We start from the raw sequence: 17,457 nt of genomic DNA on the forward strand, positions 1-17,457 counted from the left end.
ACTCAGAAGTGAAACGCCGTAGCGCCGATGGTAGTGTGGGGTCTCCCCATGCGAGAGTAGGGAACTGCCAGGCATTAAATAAGTGAAGAAGCCCCGCACGAGAGTGCGGGGCTTTTTTACGTCTGCATTATTTTGCGTCTGCGCTATGTCCCTTTAACACTATCCCCCTTTAAGCTGAAACATTTTCATTTTCCGCATGAAACCTCGACATCTCACAACGATCAGGCTAATGTTGGGCATCCAGATGTCTAAACGTTTATATGGTTACGAGAGGTGAGCAGGTTATGCCAATCAGGGTTCCCGACGAATTACCGGCAGTGAATTTTTTGCGTGACGAAAACGTCTTTGTCATGACGTCGTCGCGCGCCAGTGTTCAGGAGATCCGACCGCTTAAAGTGCTCATACTGAATCTGATGCCGAAAAAGATCGAAACAGAGAATCAGTTTCTGCGTCTGCTTTCCAACTCGCCCTTACAGATCGATATTCAGCTGCTGCGCATCGACAGCCGCGAGTCACGCAATACGCCCACTGAGCACCTCAACAACTTCTACTGCAATTTTGAAGATATCCAGCATGACAACTATGACGGCTTAATCGTGACAGGTGCGCCACTGGGGCTGGTCGATTTTAATGATGTTGCTTACTGGCCCCAGATTCAGCGCGTGCTGCACTGGGCAAATGAGCACGTCACCTCAACGCTGTTTGTCTGCTGGGCCGTGCAGGCGGCGCTTAATATTCTGTATGGCATTCCCAAGCAAACCCGACATAACAAACTGTCCGGCGTCTATGAGCATCAGATATTGCATCCTCATGCCTTACTGACCCGGGGTTTTGATGATAATTTCCTCGCACCACACTCTCGTTATGCTGATTTTCCTACTCAACTGATCTCGGATTACACCGATCTTGAGCTGTTTGCTGAATCGGAACAAACCGGTGCCTATCTGATGGCGAGTAAAGACAAACGCCTGGTATTTGTTACTGGCCATCCGGAGTATGACGCGCTGACGTTGTCTGGTGAGTATCATCGCGATTATGAAGCCGGGGTGAATCCGGAAGTCCCCTATAACTATTTCCCACAGGACAATCCGGCCCTGCCACCGCGCGCGACCTGGCGTAGCCACGGTAATCTGCTGTTCTCTAACTGGCTCAACTACTACGTTTACCAGATCACGCCATTCGATCTGCGTCGCATGAATCCAACGCTGGAGTAGTCCCGCCCGAAGATCAACTGAACCGTGTTAGCCGATGGCAACACGGTTTTTTTTCGCCTGAAAAACAGCAATGAAAGTCGTTCCTTTAATAAATAAAACTTTAAATCCATATAAAACATCAGGATAGGTGGGTCAATGTATAAAAATGGAAATAGTTTTTGATTTAGAAAAATAAATGCTTATGCTCTGATCCTGTAGCTCACAAAATAAACACCGTGTGGATCCGCTGCATTCGATCATTTGAATACAGGAGAACGCCAGCATGACAGACTCAGTGATCAGCCCTGCGCTGAATTTCAGCCAGCCCTTTAGCCATGCCGAACAACAGCTGTTAACGCCCGAAGCGGTTTCTTTTCTGGAAGCGCTGGTCGCACGCTTTACATCGCAACGCAACGAGCTGTTGTTGGCACGCCAGCAGCGTCAGCAACGCTATGACCAGGGCTATCTGCCAGACTTCAATATGGAAACTGCTTCCATAAGAGAGAGTGAGTGGCGTATTCAATCCATTCCGGCCGACTTAGAAGATCGTCGGGTTGAGATCACCGGCCCACCGGATCGAAAAATGGTCATTAATGCCCTGAACTCAAACGTAAAAGTCTTTATGGCCGACTTTGAGGATTCGCTGTCACCGGAGTGGTCAAAGCTGATGGAAGGGCAGCTCACACTGCGCGAGGCGGTGCAGGGCACGCTGAGTTACACCAGCGACAAAGGCAAAATTTATCAGCTCGGCGCAAACCCAGCGGTGCTGATGTGCCGGGTTCGCGGTCTGCATCTGTCAGAAAAACATGTCAGCTGGCAGGGTGAGGCGATTCCGGGCGGGCTGTTTGATTTCGCGCTCTATTTCTTCCACAACGTCCGGCCTTTACTGGCCAAAGGCAGCGGGCCTTACTTCTATCTGCCGAAAACAGAGAGCTGGCAGGAGATCGCCTGGTGGCGTGAGATCTTCAGTTTCAGCGAGGATCAGTTCGATCTGACGCGCGGTACGATCAAGGCTACCGTACTGATTGAAACGTTACCCGCCGTGTTTCAGATGGATGAGATCCTGTGGAATCTGCGCGATCACATTGTGGGCCTCAACTGCGGCCGCTGGGATTACATCTTCAGCTACATCAAAACCCTGAAACAGCATGCGGATCGCGTTCTGCCGGATCGCCAGTCAGTCACCATGTCGCAGCCGTTTCTGGATGCTTACTCACGTCTGCTGATTAAAACCTGTCATCGTCGGGGAGCCTTCGCGATGGGGGGAATGTCAGCCCTGATTCCTGCTAAAGACCCAACACGTAATGCCTGGGTACTGCAGCGCGTGACGGAAGATAAACAGCGTGAGGCGGGCAACGGGCATGACGGTACCTGGATTGCGCATCCGGGCCTGGCAGACACCGCTATGGCGGTCTTCAATGCCGTGCTGGGCGACCAACCCAACCAGTTGCATGTTATGCGGGAAGAGGATGCCCCGATCACGGCGGAGCAGTTACTTGCGCCCTGTCAGGGTGAGCGCACCGAAGCGGGGATGCGCGCCAATATCCGCGTCGCGCTGCAATACCTTGAAGCCTGGATCAGCGGTAACGGCTGTGTGCCGATTGACGGGCTGATGGAGGATGCCGCCACCGCTGAGATTGCACGCACCTCAATCTGGCAATGGATTCGTCATCAGCAAATCCTGAACAACGGCCAGCAGGTTACGGCCGAACTGTTTCTGCGCTGGCTGAACGAAGAGCTGCACCTGCTGCAAAACGCGCTGGGCGAAGCCCGGTTCAGCGCCGGTCGCTATGACGACGCGGCACAACTGATGGCGCAGATCACCACCGAACGCGAACTGGTTTCCTTTCTTACCCTGCCAGGCTACCGCCTGATCCCCTGAACAGAGGAGCTATTGCCATGACACGTACTCAACAGATCGATCAACTGGAACAACTCTGGCAGACCGCACGCTGGGAGGGCATTATCCGCCCTTACAGCGCAGCAGAGGTGGTTAATCTGCGCGGCTCGGTTCTGCCTGCCTGTACGCTGGCAGAGCGCGGTGCCGAAAAGTTATGGGCGCTGCTGAACGGCGAGGCGAAGAAAGGTTACATCAACAGCCTGGGTGCGCTCAGTGGCGGGCAGGCACTGCAACAGGCCAAAGCGGGCATTGAAGCGATCTATCTCTCTGGCTGGCAGGTGGCTGCGGATGCCAATGTGGCAGGACAGATGTATCCCGATCAGTCGCTCTACCCGGTGAACTCCGTACCGGAAGTGGTGACCCGCATTAACCAGACGTTTCAGCGTGCCGATCAGATTCAGTGGTCCAGCGGCATTGAAGAGGGCGACAGCCGGCATACTGATTTCTTCCTGCCGATTGTTGCCGATGCTGAAGCCGGTTTTGGCGGCGTGCTCAATGCCTATGAGCTGATGAAGGCGATGATTCAGGCGGGGGCGGCGGCGGTCCACTTCGAAGACCAGCTGGCGGCGGTTAAAAAATGCGGTCACATGGGTGGCAAAGTGCTGGTACCGACCCAGGAAGCGATTCAGAAACTGGTAGCGGCACGACTGGCGGCCGATGTAATGGGTGTGCCAACCGTGCTGCTGGCTCGCACCGACGCCGACGCCGCTGACCTGATTACCTCAGACTGCGATGAATACGATCGTCCCTTTATCCGGGGCGACAGGACGGCAGAAGGCTTCTTCCGCACTCATGCCGGTATTGAACAGGCGATCAGTCGCGGACTGGCCTATGCACCTTATGCTGACATCCTTTGGTGTGAAACCTCAACACCGGATCTGGCGATGGCGCAGCGTTTTGCCGACGCTATTCATGCGCGTTTCCCCGGCAAGCTACTGGCCTACAACTGCTCGCCCTCGTTTAACTGGAAAAAGAACCTCGATGACCGCACTATCGCGCAATTTCAGCAGGCGCTCAGCGACATGGGGTATCGCTTCCAGTTCATCACGCTGGCAGGCATCCACAGCATGTGGTTCAACATGTTCGATCTGGCCCATGCCTATGCGCAGGGTGAAGGGATGCGCCACTATGTGGAAAAGGTTCAGCAGCCTGAGTTCGCGGCCCGCGATCGCGGTTATAGCTTCTCGTCACATCAGCAGGAAGTGGGCACCGGCTATTTCGATCAGGTGACCAACATCATTCAGGGCGGTAAATCCTCGGTCACCGCGCTCACCGGCTCGACCGAAGAGCACCAGTTCTGACGCTTTTTCTCTGATGGGTTCCCCGCCCGCACCATGCGGGCGGGCATTGACCGGAGCTGACTATGCCGCCACGCGAATCGCTGATTGCACACACTATCCTGCAGGGATTTGATGCTCAGTATGGACGCTTTCTGGATATTACTGCCGGCGCGCAGCAGCGCTTTGAGCAGGCAGAATGGCAGGCAGTGCAGCATGCCATGAAGGCTCGCATTCATCTCTATGATCATCACGTCAGCCTGGTTGCCGATCAACTGCGCGTGCTGAACGGTGCGGCAAGCTGGGATGCGATGTTCTGGCTGAGGGTTAAAGATCACTATCAAAGCCTGCTACCTGGCTATCCGCGGCACGAAATTGCCGAAAGCTTCTTTAATTCCGTCTATTGCCGGCTACACGGACATGCCGACCTGCAACCTGAACGGCTGTTTATCTTCAGCTCTCAGTCCCTGACCGCGCCGGTCACACCTCTGCGCCCCTTATCACGGCGTTACCAGCCGGAGCGGGGCTGGCGGGCATTGGTAGATCAGATACTGGAGGATCTACCGCTGACGCTACCGTGGCAGCACCGCGCGCGCGATGTGGGCTGGATTGTCCGCCACCTGGAGTCGCATTTTCCCCGGCTGAGCGAGGGCTGGCTCGAGGTCAACAGTGAACTCTTTTATCGCAATAAAACGGCCTGGCTGGTGGCGCGTCTGCATCTGCCAGCGGGTATCTTTCCCTGTCTGCTGCCGATCCAGCGGACGGAAACCGGCGAACTGTGGATCGACACCTGTCTGACGGATGTAAATGACGCCAGCATTGTCTTTGGTTTTGCCCGCGCCTATTTCATGGTGTATGCCCCGGTACCTGCGGCACTGGTCGCCTGGCTGCAACCCATTCTGCCCGCCAAAACACTGGCCGAACGCTATATGGCGATTGGCTGCCAGAAGCACGGTAAAACAGAAAGCTATCGCGAATATCTTCAGGCGCTGGCAGAGAGTGAAACGGCCTTTGAGATCGCGCCTGGCGTGCGCGGCATGGTGATGCTGGTCTTCACGCTGCCGGGCTTTGACTGGGTATTCAAGGTCATCAGGGATCGCTTCGCACCACAAAAAGAGGTGACGGAAGCACAGGTCCGCGCCTGTTATCAGCAGGTCAAAGAGCACGACCGTGTGGGGCGCATGGCAGATACCCAGGAGTTTGAACAGTTTGCACTGCCGCTGGCGCGCATCTCATCGGCGCTGCTGGCGGAACTCCACGCCTGTGTGGCAGAGAAGCTGTATATCGAAGGCGATCGCCTGATTATTCGTCATCTGTGGCTGGAGCGCCGTATGCAGCCGCTGAATCTCTATCTTGCCCAGGCCAGGCCAGCCGAGCGACGTCATGCCATTGAAGAGTATGGCAATGCCATTCGACAACTGGCGGCAGCCAATATCTTTCCCGGCGATATGCTGTTTAAAAACTTCGGCATAACCCGTCATGGGCGGGTGATATTTTACGATTACGATGAGATCCGCCCGATGCAGGAGCTGAACTTCCGGGAGGTGCCCGCGGCACGCTATGAGGAAGATGAACTCAGTGCCGAGCCGTGGTACAGCGTGGGGCCAGACGATGTCTTTCCCGAAACCTTCCGCTATGCGTTATGCAGCGAAACCGCGACCGGCGCTTTGCTGCTGGAACTGCATCCGGAAATATTCGACGCCAGCTGGTGGCGCGCACAGCAGCAGCGCATCGCGCAGGGCCACGTCGAAGAGGTGATCGCCTGGCGGCAGACGCAGCGTTTCAGCGTCTGCTATACGCCAGAGAGGGTTAGCGACCGCTGTACGCCAGCGTAACCTGACGCGCTTCGCGGATGACCAGCGCACCTAATTCCGTGATCCTGTCGTCTGTCATGCGGGCGATAGGGCCGGAGATTGAGAGGGCAGCAAACGCCTCGCCATGTTCATCATAGATGGGTGCAGCGACACAGCGCAGTCCGAGTGCATGCTCTTCATCATCCAGCGAAAAGCCCGCTTTACGCACCTGTGCCAGATTCTCTTTCAGACTCTGTGGCGACATCAGGGTTTTTGGCGTGTAGTAGTGCAATCCTTTCTGATGCAGCAGGGCAGTAATCTGTTCTTCACCCAGATGGGCCAGAAAGGCTTTGCCTGCACCTGACGCATGCATCGGCAGCTTGCCGCCAATCGGTGCTGACATCCGCATCAGCTGGGTGCACTGCACCTGATCAATGATCACCGCCTGATAGTCACTGAGGTCCAGCACCGCCAGATTCACTGTTTCACCGGACTGCTCCATCAGGCTCCGCAACACCGGATGAACCAGCGCCAGCAGATTACGGCTTTGCAGGAAACTGCTGCCAACCACAAAGGCGTGTGCGCCAATCGTCCATAGCCCGAGATCGCCCACCTGGCGGACAAAGCCCTGCTGCTGCATGGTGCTGAGCAGGCGATGCGTGGTGGAGTTAGGCAAACCCGCCTGCTGCGCCAGCTCGGTCAGCGCCACGCTGCCATGTGAATCTGCAATCAGCTCCAGCAGCGTCAGGCCGCGTGTCAGCGATTGAACCTGACCGCCCGCGGGTGCGGCGACAGGGGTGCCGCGGGGTTTCTTACCGCGCTTAACAGGAACGGGCGTGGCCATTGTTGTCTCTCCTTTTGCATTGTGGAAATCATTTTCGTTTTAATCGCGCGGTTTGCAAACGCTGGTTTTCTGGTCAGACCTGTGAGGCGATGATCTGAAAATCTCTCAGGTGAGGTTACTTTGTCGCCAGACAGGGTTGTGCCAGAATGGAAAACAGGGTTTTCCGCCAGCAGACTGACGTGAATGGGGCAACAGTGAGCAATAAAATCGACGCGCTACATCAGCAGCTCGCACAACGCATTATGGTGTTGGATGGTGGCATGGGCACCATGATCCAGAGTTACCGGCTGGAGGAAGAGGATTATCGCGGCAGCCGTTTTGCTGACTGGCCCTGCGATCTCAAAGGCAACAACGATCTGCTGGTGCTGAGTAAACCGGACGTGATCCGCGAGATCCACGACGCTTATCTGGCTGCAGGTGCAGATATCCTCGAAACCAATACCTTTAACGCCACGTCGATTGCGATGGCGGACTACCAGATGGAAAGTCTGTCGGCGGAGATCAATTATGAAGCGGCCCGGCTGGCACGAGCCTGCGCAGATGCGTTGACGGCGAAAACACCGGACCGCCCGCGTTATGTCGCGGGGGTACTCGGCCCGACCAACCGCACCTGCTCGATCTCACCCGACGTCAACGATCCGGCTTACCGAAACGTCACCTTTAATCAGCTGGTAGAGGCATACCGCGAATCAACCCGTGCGCTGGTGGAGGGCGGTTCCGACATCATTATGATCGAAACGGTGTTCGATACGCTGAATGCCAAAGCCGCCATCTATGCAGTGCAGACCGAGATGGAAGCGCTGGGTGTCACGCTGCCGCTGATGATCTCCGGCACCATCACCGATGCGTCAGGCCGGACGCTCTCCGGCCAGACCACGGAAGCCTTTTACAACTCGCTGCGCCATGCCGAACCGCTCTCTTTTGGCCTGAACTGCGCGCTGGGACCGGATGAACTGCGTCAGTATGTGGCGGAGCTGTCACGCATTGCTGAAGGCTACGTGACTGCCCATCCTAACGCCGGTCTGCCCAACGCGTTCGGCGAATACGATCTTGATGCAGAGTTGATGGCGCAGCAGATTGGTGAATGGGCGACCTCGGGTTTCCTGAATATTATTGGCGGCTGCTGTGGTACGACGCCGAAGCATATCGCTGCCATGGTCGCGGCGGTTGAAGGTGTTGCGCCGCGTCCATTGCCGACGATTCCAGTGGCCTGTCGTCTCTCGGGTCTTGAGCCGCTGAACATCACCGCAGAGTCACTGTTTGTTAACGTTGGTGAGCGCACCAACGTCACTGGCTCCGCAAAATTTAAGCGGCTGATCAAAGAAGAGAAGTACAACGAAGCGCTTGAAGTGGCGCTGCAGCAGGTGCAGAGCGGCGCACAGATCATCGACATCAACATGGATGAAGGGATGCTCGATGCTGAAGCAGCGATGGTGCGCTTCCTGAATCTGATTGCAGGCGAGCCCGATATTGCCCGCGTGCCGATCATGATCGACTCCTCCAAATGGGAGGTCATTGAGAAAGGGCTGCAGTGCATTCAGGGCAAAGGGATCGTGAACTCGATTTCGATGAAAGAGGGTGAAGCCGCCTTTATCCACCATGCGCGGCAGGTCCGGCGTTATGGGGCGGCGATGGTGGTCATGGCGTTTGACGAAGTGGGCCAGGCGGATACGCGTGCCCGTAAAATTGAGATCTGCCGCCGTGCTTACCACATCCTCACCGAGCAGGTCGGTTTCCCGCCGGAAGATATTATCTTCGATCCCAACATTTTTGCAGTCGCCACCGGCATTGACGAACACAACAACTACGCCATAGATTTCATCGGTGCCTGTGAAGATATCAAGCGTGAACTGCCCCATGCCATGATCTCCGGCGGCGTCTCCAACGTATCGTTTTCATTCCGGGGCAACGATCCGGTTCGTGAAGCAATACACGCGGTGTTCCTCTACTACGCCATCCGAAACGGCATGGATATGGGCATCGTTAACGCAGGTCAGCTGGCCATCTATGACGATCTGCCGACAGAACTGCGCGAGGCGGTAGAAGATGTGATCCTTAACCGCCGGGATGATGGCACCGAGCGGCTGCTGGCGCTGGCGGAGAAATACCGTGGCGGCAAAAGCGATGGTGCGCAGGAAAAGCAGCTCGCCGAGTGGCGAAGCTGGGACGTGGTGAAACGACTGGAGTATTCGCTGGTTAAGGGGATCACGGAGTTTATCGAGCAGGATACCGAAGAGGCGCGCCAGCAGGTGCCGCGTCCGATAGAAGTGATTGAAGGTCCGCTGATGTCCGGCATGAACGTGGTCGGTGACCTGTTCGGCGAAGGCAAAATGTTCCTGCCGCAGGTGGTGAAATCGGCACGCGTAATGAAGCAGGCGGTGGCTTATCTGGAGCCTTTTATCGAAGCCAGCAAAGAGGCGGGGCGCAGCAACGGTAAAATCGTGCTGGCCACCGTTAAAGGTGACGTACATGACATCGGCAAAAACATTGTCGGCGTGGTGCTGCAGTGTAATAACTACGAAATTGTCGACCTTGGCGTGATGGTGCCGGGCGAAAAAATCCTTAAAACGGCGCGCGAAGTGAATGCGGACATCATTGGCTTATCCGGTCTGATTACGCCGTCGCTGGATGAGATGGTCAATATGGCGAAAGAGATGGAGCGTCAGGGGTTTACCTTACCGCTGCTGATTGGCGGCGCGACCACCTCAAAGGCACATACTGCCGTCAAAATTGAGCAGCACTACAGCGGCCCGACGGTCTACGTGCAGAACGCCTCACGCACTGTTGGCGTCGTTTCATCACTGCTCTCCGCCACCTTAAAAGACGATTTCGTTGCCCGAACGCGCAAAGAGTACGAAACCGTACGCATCCAGCATGCGCGCAAAAAGCCGCGCACGCCGCCGGTCTCGCTGCAGACGGCGCGCGATAACGCCACGTCGATTGACTGGGAAAGCTACTCGCCGCCGGTGCCACACCGTCTCGGTGTCAGCCAGGTGGAGGCCAGCATTGCCACGCTGCGCCACTACATCGACTGGACGCCATTCTTTATGACCTGGTCGCTGGCGGGCAAATATCCCCGCATTCTTGAAGATGAGGTGGTCGGTGAAGAGGCGCAGCGTCTGTTCGCCGATGCCAATGCGATGCTCGACAGATTAAGTGATCAGTCACTGCTGAAACCGCGTGGTGTGGTCGGTATTTTCCCGGCTAACCGGGTCGGCGATGATATTCATCTCTACAGTGATGAGCGGCGCGATGAAGTGTTGTGTGTGAGTCATCACTTACGTCAACAGACCGAGAAAACCGACTTCGCCAACTACTGCCTGGCGGATTTTGTCGCGCCGAAAACCTCCGGAAAAGCGGATTATCTTGGCGCGTTCGCGGTGACAGGCGGACTGGAAGAGGATGCGCTGGCGGAGGCCTATGATCGTCAGCACGACGACTACAACAAGATCATGGTGAAAGCGCTTGCTGACCGTCTGGCGGAAGCCTTCGCCGAATACCTGCACGAGCGGGTGCGTAAGGTGATCTGGGGCTTTGCGCCCAACGAGAATCTCAGCAACGAAGAGCTGATTCGCGAAAATTATCAGGGGATACGTCCGGCGCCAGGCTATCCGGCCTGCCCGGAGCATACCGAAAAAGCCGCTATCTGGCGTCTGCTGGCAGTGGAAGCGCAGACCGGCATGAAACTCACCGAATCTTATGCGATGTGGCCGGGTGCGGCGGTGTCTGGCTGGTATTTCAGCCATCCTGACAGCCGCTATTTTGCCGTGGCGCAGATTCAGCGTGATCAGGTGGAAGATTATGCGGCACGCAAAGGGATGTCGGTTACGGAGGTGGAGCGCTGGCTGGCGCCGAATCTCGGCTACGATGCGGACTAAATAAAAAAAGCGGCCCGAGGTGGTTGATAAAGCCTGGTCCGCACTGCTGTGATACCGGAGCGGCGCAGGAAAGACGGTCAGATCGGAAAGGCGCTAAAGCCAGTCTTTGGCCGCTCGGCCCGCGCAATTACGCACCTCATTCCTGAGGTGCGCCCGTAAACGGACCAACGCGTTGCGTTGTTCAAAAACGCTCATGGCGTTTTTTGCGTCTTTACGCAGGGCGTTTGCTCCCTGAGCCTGCTTCTGTAAACAGCGTTGAGCGGCCCGAAGGCCGCCTCTGCTTAGTTGAAGCGCGCGTCGCGATCCGACGTCAGATCATACAGCTGGTACTTACGGCCCAGCATCTGACCACCATCACGCGTCAGCGGCACCCAGTTCACCTGCGCGCGACCACGCGTTGGTGTCACGGTGAACAGATCCATCGGGATGGAGATATAGAAGCCTTTGGTGAAGTCGCCTTCGCCATACTCTTCAGACGACACATTAGTTTTGGTAGCATAAACACCGACCATCACGCCGCTGTCGAAGCGCTTCGACACATCAACCGTCACGCCTTTATCTTTCGCCAGATACTGACCGACGCTGGTTTTCACCAGTACATCCTGCATGAACCATGGACGCCAGTAGCCCGTCAGGTTGCCGGTTGCCGCTTTATAGCGGTTAAACTGCATCATATTGTCCCAGTCACGCTGACGAACGTAGTTGGCATCGACGCCCACCGCCCAGTTCGCATCGACCGGACGATAAAGCACCTCGCCACCCACGCCGCCGTACATTGTCTCCAGATAGCCGCCGTAGACCTGACCATAGAAGCCATTACCGAGCTGGCCCATATAGTTCGCCTGCAGATCGTTGACGTAGACATTGTTCTCAACGTAGTCGCGGATATGGGTACGCACGCGCGGCAGGGAAGAGTCCGCCGGTGCGCCGTTGTAGTTGAACTTGTCATAGTTGTTGGCGAGGTTACCAAACAGACTGCCGCCCACCAGCAGGTGGTCCGTCAGCCAGTAATCCGCGCTGGCCATCACGCCGACCTGATACATATAGAAGCTTTCCGGGCCGCCCACCGACTGATTCAGCACCGGCGACAGGCTGTAGTTCAGGCGATCTTTACGGATAAACATCCCCTGCTCAGTGGTACCCGGATCGACCGGTTCTTTGCGTGTCTGTTGCAGCGGCTTCTCATGGCCCAGCGGATAGCCTTCCAGATCGTTACGCAGGCTGGCGACTTTCGTCTCCGTGGTTACCTGCGGCATGTTAAAGCGCGACTCGGTGACATTGATCGTGTCGATGCCGTCAGGCAGGTGGTTGATGATAATGCGGTTAGCGCGATCCACCCCTTCACGGGTATCGCGATACTTCGTCTGCTCGCCTGACACATAGAGCGTATGGCCCTGAGTCTGAATACGCGGACCGTCGAGACCGGCGTTGTATTTCAGATCGGTCAGCTGAGAACCCACCACCGTCGTCTCCAGCAGTTTTGGCTGCGGCTGCGGATTGTAGGCCGGCTTCTCGCTGTCGATGTGCGCCTGGCGCAGATCGTTGAAGTTGGTTCGGATGGTGACACCAAACATAAAGGTATTGCCGCGTTCGTAGCTGGTGTTGATGTCGGCCCAGTCGGTCACACGATAGATTGCCCCGACGTTGAGCTTGCTGCGCTGATCAAGGCGGCCAGCAAAGTCATTCTGGTAGTCGTTGCCTTCATATTCCATCTTAAGGCGCAGCGGCTGCCAGGGCGTCTGATACTCCACGCCGCCAAACAGCGCCGTCGGACCATGGAACATCTGCGAGCCATTGATCGAACCCGCTTCGCCCACTTTCGGACGCTGACAATAGCTGTCGCTGTATGAGCAGAAGGGGTTTTTCAGCGTGCCGCTGTTGCCGAGGTAGCCCCAGCCGACACCCAGCGTAAAGTCGAACGGTCCCCAGGCTTTGGTTCCCACCAAGTATTCGCTGTCGAACAGGCCAGTACCGCCGAGATCGCGGGTTCCCACCGCCACCTCTGGCAGCCAGAAACCTTCCTGCCACAGGCGCAGTTTCAAATCGAAGGCTTTATCTTTGTAGCTCTGTGTGCCGCTGAATTCTGATACCGCACTGTATTGACGGGTCCGCACGTCGGTATAACGCACCGTAGTTTCCAGCCAGGGGAAGAGCTGCAGTGAGGCAGAGTAGTAACGATACTGATCGTTGTCGCGGGCGTTGAGGCTGAATTCACCCTCTCTGGACATGCGCGCCGTCGGCACCTGCATCAGGCCAACACCACCGAAATCGGATTGTGAAGGACCCACCGGCGCGGGGAAAGTGTCAGCCTGCGCCTGACAGGCTGCCGCCACGGAAACAGCCAACAGGCTGAAGAGATAACGTTTTTTCATCAGTCTGGTATCCGGTGAGTCAGTACGGAAAGGATGCGATCGTTCAGGTCTTCATCACTGCCTGGCAGGCTCCATGACGAAAAGCCCAGCCAGATAACACTGCCTGGCTCCACTTCCGCATGGCGGCGATTCCAGTAAGCAACCGGCACCTGCTGTGTGGCGCCTGAAGGGGCAATCACCGTGACAAAATTGCGTTCTGCCCCGGAGAGTGCGTCATGACCATCCAGATAGTCGCGTACTGATTTACCCGGCTGCCAGCTCACCTTGCCTGCGCCGCTCAGTGCGCCGAGCAGCAGCACTGAATCGGTGGGCGCCTGCAAATAGAGGTCATAGCTGCCTTCCAGCCGACGGTTGTCCGCCGGATGCAGACGAATCCAGTCCGGGTCAAGCGAAGTAAACTGGCGACCTGTCACTTTGATGGCGCTCAGCTGGCGAATCACCTCATCAATGGCCACCGCCCGATCGCCGCTGCTGTCGGCACGCCAGGCCCGTAACGCGCCCAGCGTCTGTTGATATTGCTGCCGGGCGACTGCGGTTGCGCCGCGCTCGGCAATAAAGGTACCGCGCCAGTCCGTGTTGACCTGCAGTGGAGGCAGGGTCACCAGCTGTGAGAGATCAGTGATCTGGCTCAGCTCAGCCTGACCGCCATTGTGCGGTGTATGGACAGTAACCTGCGCAGCAGCCTGCGCCCCTGCGACGCTGAACAGGCTCAGCCCGGCCAGCAAAATAGTGATTTTTTTCATGATTTCGCCGGCTTCAGAATAGTGATATCAACAGGGAAGGCATCGGCCGCCAGCATCTGATGAGCCTGCACCACATCGCCGCTGCTGTTATCGATCCAGAAGGTGTTTTCCCACTCGCGGTTACTGCTGTCGATGCTCACCTGCTCATGCCAGACACGACACGGGATGCGGTTGCCTGCAACCGTCAGCACCTCGTCGGTGCCGCGCTGGAAGGTTGAACGCACGGTCGCGCCGCGAACCTTACCCTGCTCGGTCCACTGCACGATGCGGGTCCAGCCAGCGCCGTTGCTGATATGCAGACTGTCAGCGAGCGGATCCTGTTGCAGATTGCTGACGCTCAGCAGGTTATCGGGTAAGCCCAGAGTTTTAACCAGACGGCCATGCTGTGTTACCAGCATCGCCTGATCCTGAGTGACCCATTTCTGCTGTCCCTGCTCGCTGTAGCCCAGCACCACAAAAATGCGCGGACCGTCATTCAGACGAGCGTAGAGACTGGCATAGGGGAGATTGTTGACCTGTTGATCGGTAACGGTGACGTCATCCGGACCGTTAACCGCGAGCAGCAAAGTCTGTTCAAGACCTTTTTGCGTTTGTGTACAGGCCTGCAGCAGCAGGCAAGCGAGCAGCAGAGGAAGTTGGCGCACTGTGTGTCCCTGATAAGTCATGCCAAAGTAAAAATAACCACACAGGCGTGTGGTTATGTTTAAAGGTGCTCTGCCCGTCCCGTCTGGCTGCAAAGCGGCAGACAATGTGGCTCCGCTGAAATCCTCACCGTAGTCAGTTTTTCAGCCTCGCCGGTTTGTTACCGTTCAGTAATCAGACGCGTTTCGGGCATCCATCAACGAGTGGTGCTCGTCGTGGTTGTGGTTGTTGTACCGGTATTTGCACCGTCACCACCGCCAGAAGCGGCAATGCCGAGCCCGACCAACGCACCAAGTGCGCCGATACCGACAGCGGTAGAAGCACCAGCAGAGATTGCTCCCGCCTGCGCGCCTGCTGCCGTACCTGCTTCACCTGCTTCCTGCGGCGCAGCAAATGCGCTTGAGGAGGCGGCAACGAGGATCAAGGCTGCACCGGCAACCATAGTTTTTTTCATAACAACGTTTCCTGCATTGAGTGAATGAAGGATCTCTGACCAGCGACAATGGCTATGCAGACAGGCTGCGACCAGTGCGACGGACAGTCCCATTGCGGGCGCGTTCATTATAGGGCAACAAAATATCAGAGTTCAGTGCTATAAAAACCAGGTCAAATGGCGGGATGATTGCGTGATTTAATCAGTAATATTGGGGATAACTGCTTTTTATATCGGAGTATTTCCGGTTGATACCCTATATTTCGCTGCTGCTAAGGGGAATGCAAAGCGTAATGTTCTTTTTTATTTATAAATGGTACGGAATAAGAATAATCAGAATTTACTCAGAAGGTCTTAAATTAAATATGGCTATGAATCAATAGTTAACCTCGTAAAGTCGCTATTATCAGATCCACTTTATACTGGATTAAACGCTGTTCCGGAGCGTGATGTTCAGAATTATCCTGGGGTATTTTAAGACTTTTCCCGTGCTGGCAGGCATCTCTGTCCTGATGAATTACCCAATAAGATGTTAAAACAGACAAAAAAAGGGCGACAAGGTTGCCGCCCGGTAAAATTAATGCCGATTAACGCCAGGATTTATAACGATTAATTAAGGCATTGGTGGAACTGTCGTGAGTGGTAATTTCATCCTCATTTTCCAGTTCCGGCAGAATACGGTTTGCCAGCTGCTTACCTAATTCCACACCCCACTGATCGAAAGTGTAGATATTCAGGATGGCGCCCTGAGTGAAGATTTTGTGCTCATACAGGGCAATCAGCGCACCCAGGCTGTATGGGGTGATCTCACGCAGCAGGATGGAGTTAGTCGGGCGATTCCCTTCAAACACTTTGAACGGCACGATATGGGCCACTGACTCTGCAGATTTACCGGCATCGGTAAACTCTTTCTCGACAACGTCGCGTGATTTACCAAACGCCAGCGCTTCGGTCTGGGCAAAGAAGTTAGAGAGCAGCTTCGGATGGTGATCTGTCAGCGCGTTATGGGTAATAGCCGGCGCAATAAAGTCACACGGAACCAGCTTGGTGCCCTGATGGATCAGCTGATAAAACGCGTGCTGACCGTTAGTGCCAGGTTCACCCCAGATGATGGGGCCAGTCTGGTAGTCCACCGGATGACCGGCGCGATCCACATACTTGCCGTTTGACTCCATATTTCCCTGCTGGAAATAGGCGGCAAAGCGGTGCATGTACTGGTCATAAGGCAGAATCGCTTCGGTTTCAGCACCAAAGAAATTGTTGTACCAGATGCCAATCAGCGCCAGCAGCACCGGCAGGTTCTGCTCAGCCGGGGTCGTTGCGAAATGCTGGTCCATGGCATGTGCGCCGCTCAGCAGCTGCTCGAAGTTTTCGAAGCCAATTGAGAGAATGATCGACAGACCGATGGCTGACCACAGTGAATAGCGGCCGCCAACCCAGTCCCAGAATTCAAACATGTTGTTCGTGTCGATACCGAATTCACCCACCGCTTTGGCATTGGTCGACAGCGCAGCAAAGTGTTTCGCTACGTGCTGCTGATCGCCAGCAGTTTTCAGGAACCAGTCGCGCGCACTGTGGGCGTTGGTCATAGTTTCCTGAGTCGTGAAGGTCTTGGAGGCAACCAGGAACAGGGTGGTTTCCGGGCTGAGGTCTTTCAGCGTTTCGGCGATATGGGTGCCGTCAACGTTGGAGACAAAATGCATGTTCAGATGGTTTTTATACGGGCGCAGCGCCTCTGTCACCATAAACGGGCCGAGGTCGGAGCCGCCGATGCCGATATTGACCACGTCAGTGATCGCTTTACCGGTATAGCCTTTCCATTCGCCGCTGATGATGCGCTCTGAGAAGCCTTTCATCTTGTCCAGCACCGCGTTGACGTCTGGCATCACATCTTTGCCATCCACCAGAATCGGCGTGTTGCTCCGGTTGCGCAGTGCGACATGCAACACCGCACGATCTTCAGTGCGGTTAATCTTCTCACCCGAGAACATAGACTTGATGGCACCGCTGAGATCGGTCTCTTTGGCCAGCGCCTGGAGCTTATCGAGCGTTTCCTGGGTGATGCGGTTTTTGGAGAAATCCACCAGCATCTGATCATCAAAGGTGGCAGAGAATTTGGCAAAACGATCGGCATCCTGGGCGAACAGATCGGCAATTTCTACCGATTTCATCTGCTCAAAATGCTGTTGCAGCGCTTTCCAGGCTGCGGTTTGTGTCGGATTGATATTTTTCATGGCAACACTCTTGTTGATATTAAGAACCGTCATTCCATCGGAGGCACATCATGCCCGTTTAGCGTTTCAGTATGACCACAGTTGTAACTGAAAGGAAAAATTTTGTCAGCGCGCACCGGACAGGCGATCGGCACGCTGTGGTTTATCG

At 55.7% G+C, this 17,457-nt stretch carries 11 protein-coding genes; 5 read left to right on the top strand and 6 right to left on the bottom strand.

Annotated elements, in window-relative coordinates; translation table 11 throughout:
- Positions 1 to 284 precede the first annotated feature (284 nt).
- The 4 genes from metA to aceK all read left to right on the top strand — a co-directional run bounded on the left by metA (position 285) and on the right by aceK (position 6,205).
- The gene (metA, locus tag Q7C21_RS17690; RefSeq protein ID WP_003852776.1) at positions 285 to 1,214 is read left to right on the top strand and encodes a homoserine O-succinyltransferase; all 930 of its coding nucleotides are present in this window, start codon (positions 285 to 287) and stop codon (positions 1,212 to 1,214) included.
- A gap of 262 nt (positions 1,215 to 1,476) precedes the next feature.
- Positions 1,477 to 3,075 carry a malate synthase A gene (gene aceB / locus Q7C21_RS17695; RefSeq protein WP_375150987.1) on the top strand — a complete coding sequence of 533 codons (1,599 nt, stop codon included), beginning with the start codon at positions 1,477 to 1,479 and terminating at the stop codon, positions 3,073 to 3,075.
- A gap of 17 nt (positions 3,076 to 3,092) precedes the next feature.
- Complete coding sequence (gene aceA / locus Q7C21_RS17700; RefSeq protein WP_003852771.1) at positions 3,093 to 4,394, top strand: isocitrate lyase; 1,302 nt, start codon at positions 3,093 to 3,095, stop codon at positions 4,392 to 4,394.
- Positions 4,395 to 4,456: 62 nt separating this feature from the next.
- Positions 4,457 to 6,205 carry a bifunctional isocitrate dehydrogenase kinase/phosphatase gene (gene aceK / locus Q7C21_RS17705; RefSeq protein WP_003852770.1) on the top strand — a complete coding sequence of 583 codons (1,749 nt, stop codon included), beginning with the start codon at positions 4,457 to 4,459 and terminating at the stop codon, positions 6,203 to 6,205.
- Here aceK and iclR read toward each other — a convergent pair.
- Positions 6,180 to 7,007: a glyoxylate bypass operon transcriptional repressor IclR gene (gene iclR / locus Q7C21_RS17710; RefSeq protein WP_003852768.1), complete on the bottom strand. Its 828-nt coding sequence runs from the start codon at positions 7,005 to 7,007 to the stop codon at positions 6,180 to 6,182. The two genes, aceK and iclR, sit on opposite strands and share 26 nt — an antisense overlap.
- A gap of 146 nt (positions 7,008 to 7,153) precedes the next feature.
- Here iclR and metH point away from each other — a divergent pair, with 146 nt between their 5' ends.
- Positions 7,154 to 10,885, top strand: coding sequence for a methionine synthase (gene metH / locus Q7C21_RS17715; RefSeq protein ID WP_375150988.1), 3,732 nt, complete (start codon positions 7,154 to 7,156; stop codon positions 10,883 to 10,885).
- Positions 10,886 to 11,166: 281 nt separating this feature from the next.
- Here the strand turns inward: metH and Q7C21_RS17720 are convergent, their stop codons facing one another.
- From Q7C21_RS17720 to pgi, 5 genes are all read right to left on the bottom strand, one after another.
- Positions 11,167 to 13,257, bottom strand: coding sequence for a YjbH domain-containing protein (locus tag Q7C21_RS17720; RefSeq protein WP_375150989.1), 2,091 nt, complete (start codon positions 13,255 to 13,257; stop codon positions 11,167 to 11,169).
- Positions 13,257 to 14,000 (bottom strand): capsule biosynthesis GfcC family protein, encoded by a 744-nt coding sequence (locus tag Q7C21_RS17725; protein ID WP_003852765.1) that lies wholly within the window; start codon positions 13,998 to 14,000, stop codon positions 13,257 to 13,259. Before Q7C21_RS17725 ends, Q7C21_RS17720 begins: the two co-directional genes overlap by 1 nt.
- Positions 13,997 to 14,644, bottom strand: coding sequence for a YjbF family lipoprotein (locus Q7C21_RS17730; protein WP_003852764.1), 648 nt, complete (start codon positions 14,642 to 14,644; stop codon positions 13,997 to 13,999). Before Q7C21_RS17730 ends, Q7C21_RS17725 begins: the two co-directional genes overlap by 4 nt.
- A gap of 194 nt (positions 14,645 to 14,838) precedes the next feature.
- Entirely contained in the window at positions 14,839 to 15,096 is a 258-nt protein-coding gene (gene yjbE / locus Q7C21_RS17735; RefSeq protein WP_008926598.1) for an exopolysaccharide production protein YjbE, read from the bottom strand.
- 566 nt (positions 15,097 to 15,662) lie between these two features.
- Positions 15,663 to 17,309: a glucose-6-phosphate isomerase gene (gene pgi, locus Q7C21_RS17740; protein WP_008926599.1), complete on the bottom strand. Its 1,647-nt coding sequence runs from the start codon at positions 17,307 to 17,309 to the stop codon at positions 15,663 to 15,665.
- Positions 17,310 to 17,457 lie beyond the last annotated feature (148 nt).

Origin of the sequence: Pantoea sp. ANP04 (genome assembly GCF_041982285.1) — a bacterium.
Lineage (GTDB): Bacteria > Pseudomonadota > Gammaproteobacteria > Enterobacterales > Enterobacteriaceae > Pantoea > Pantoea eucalypti.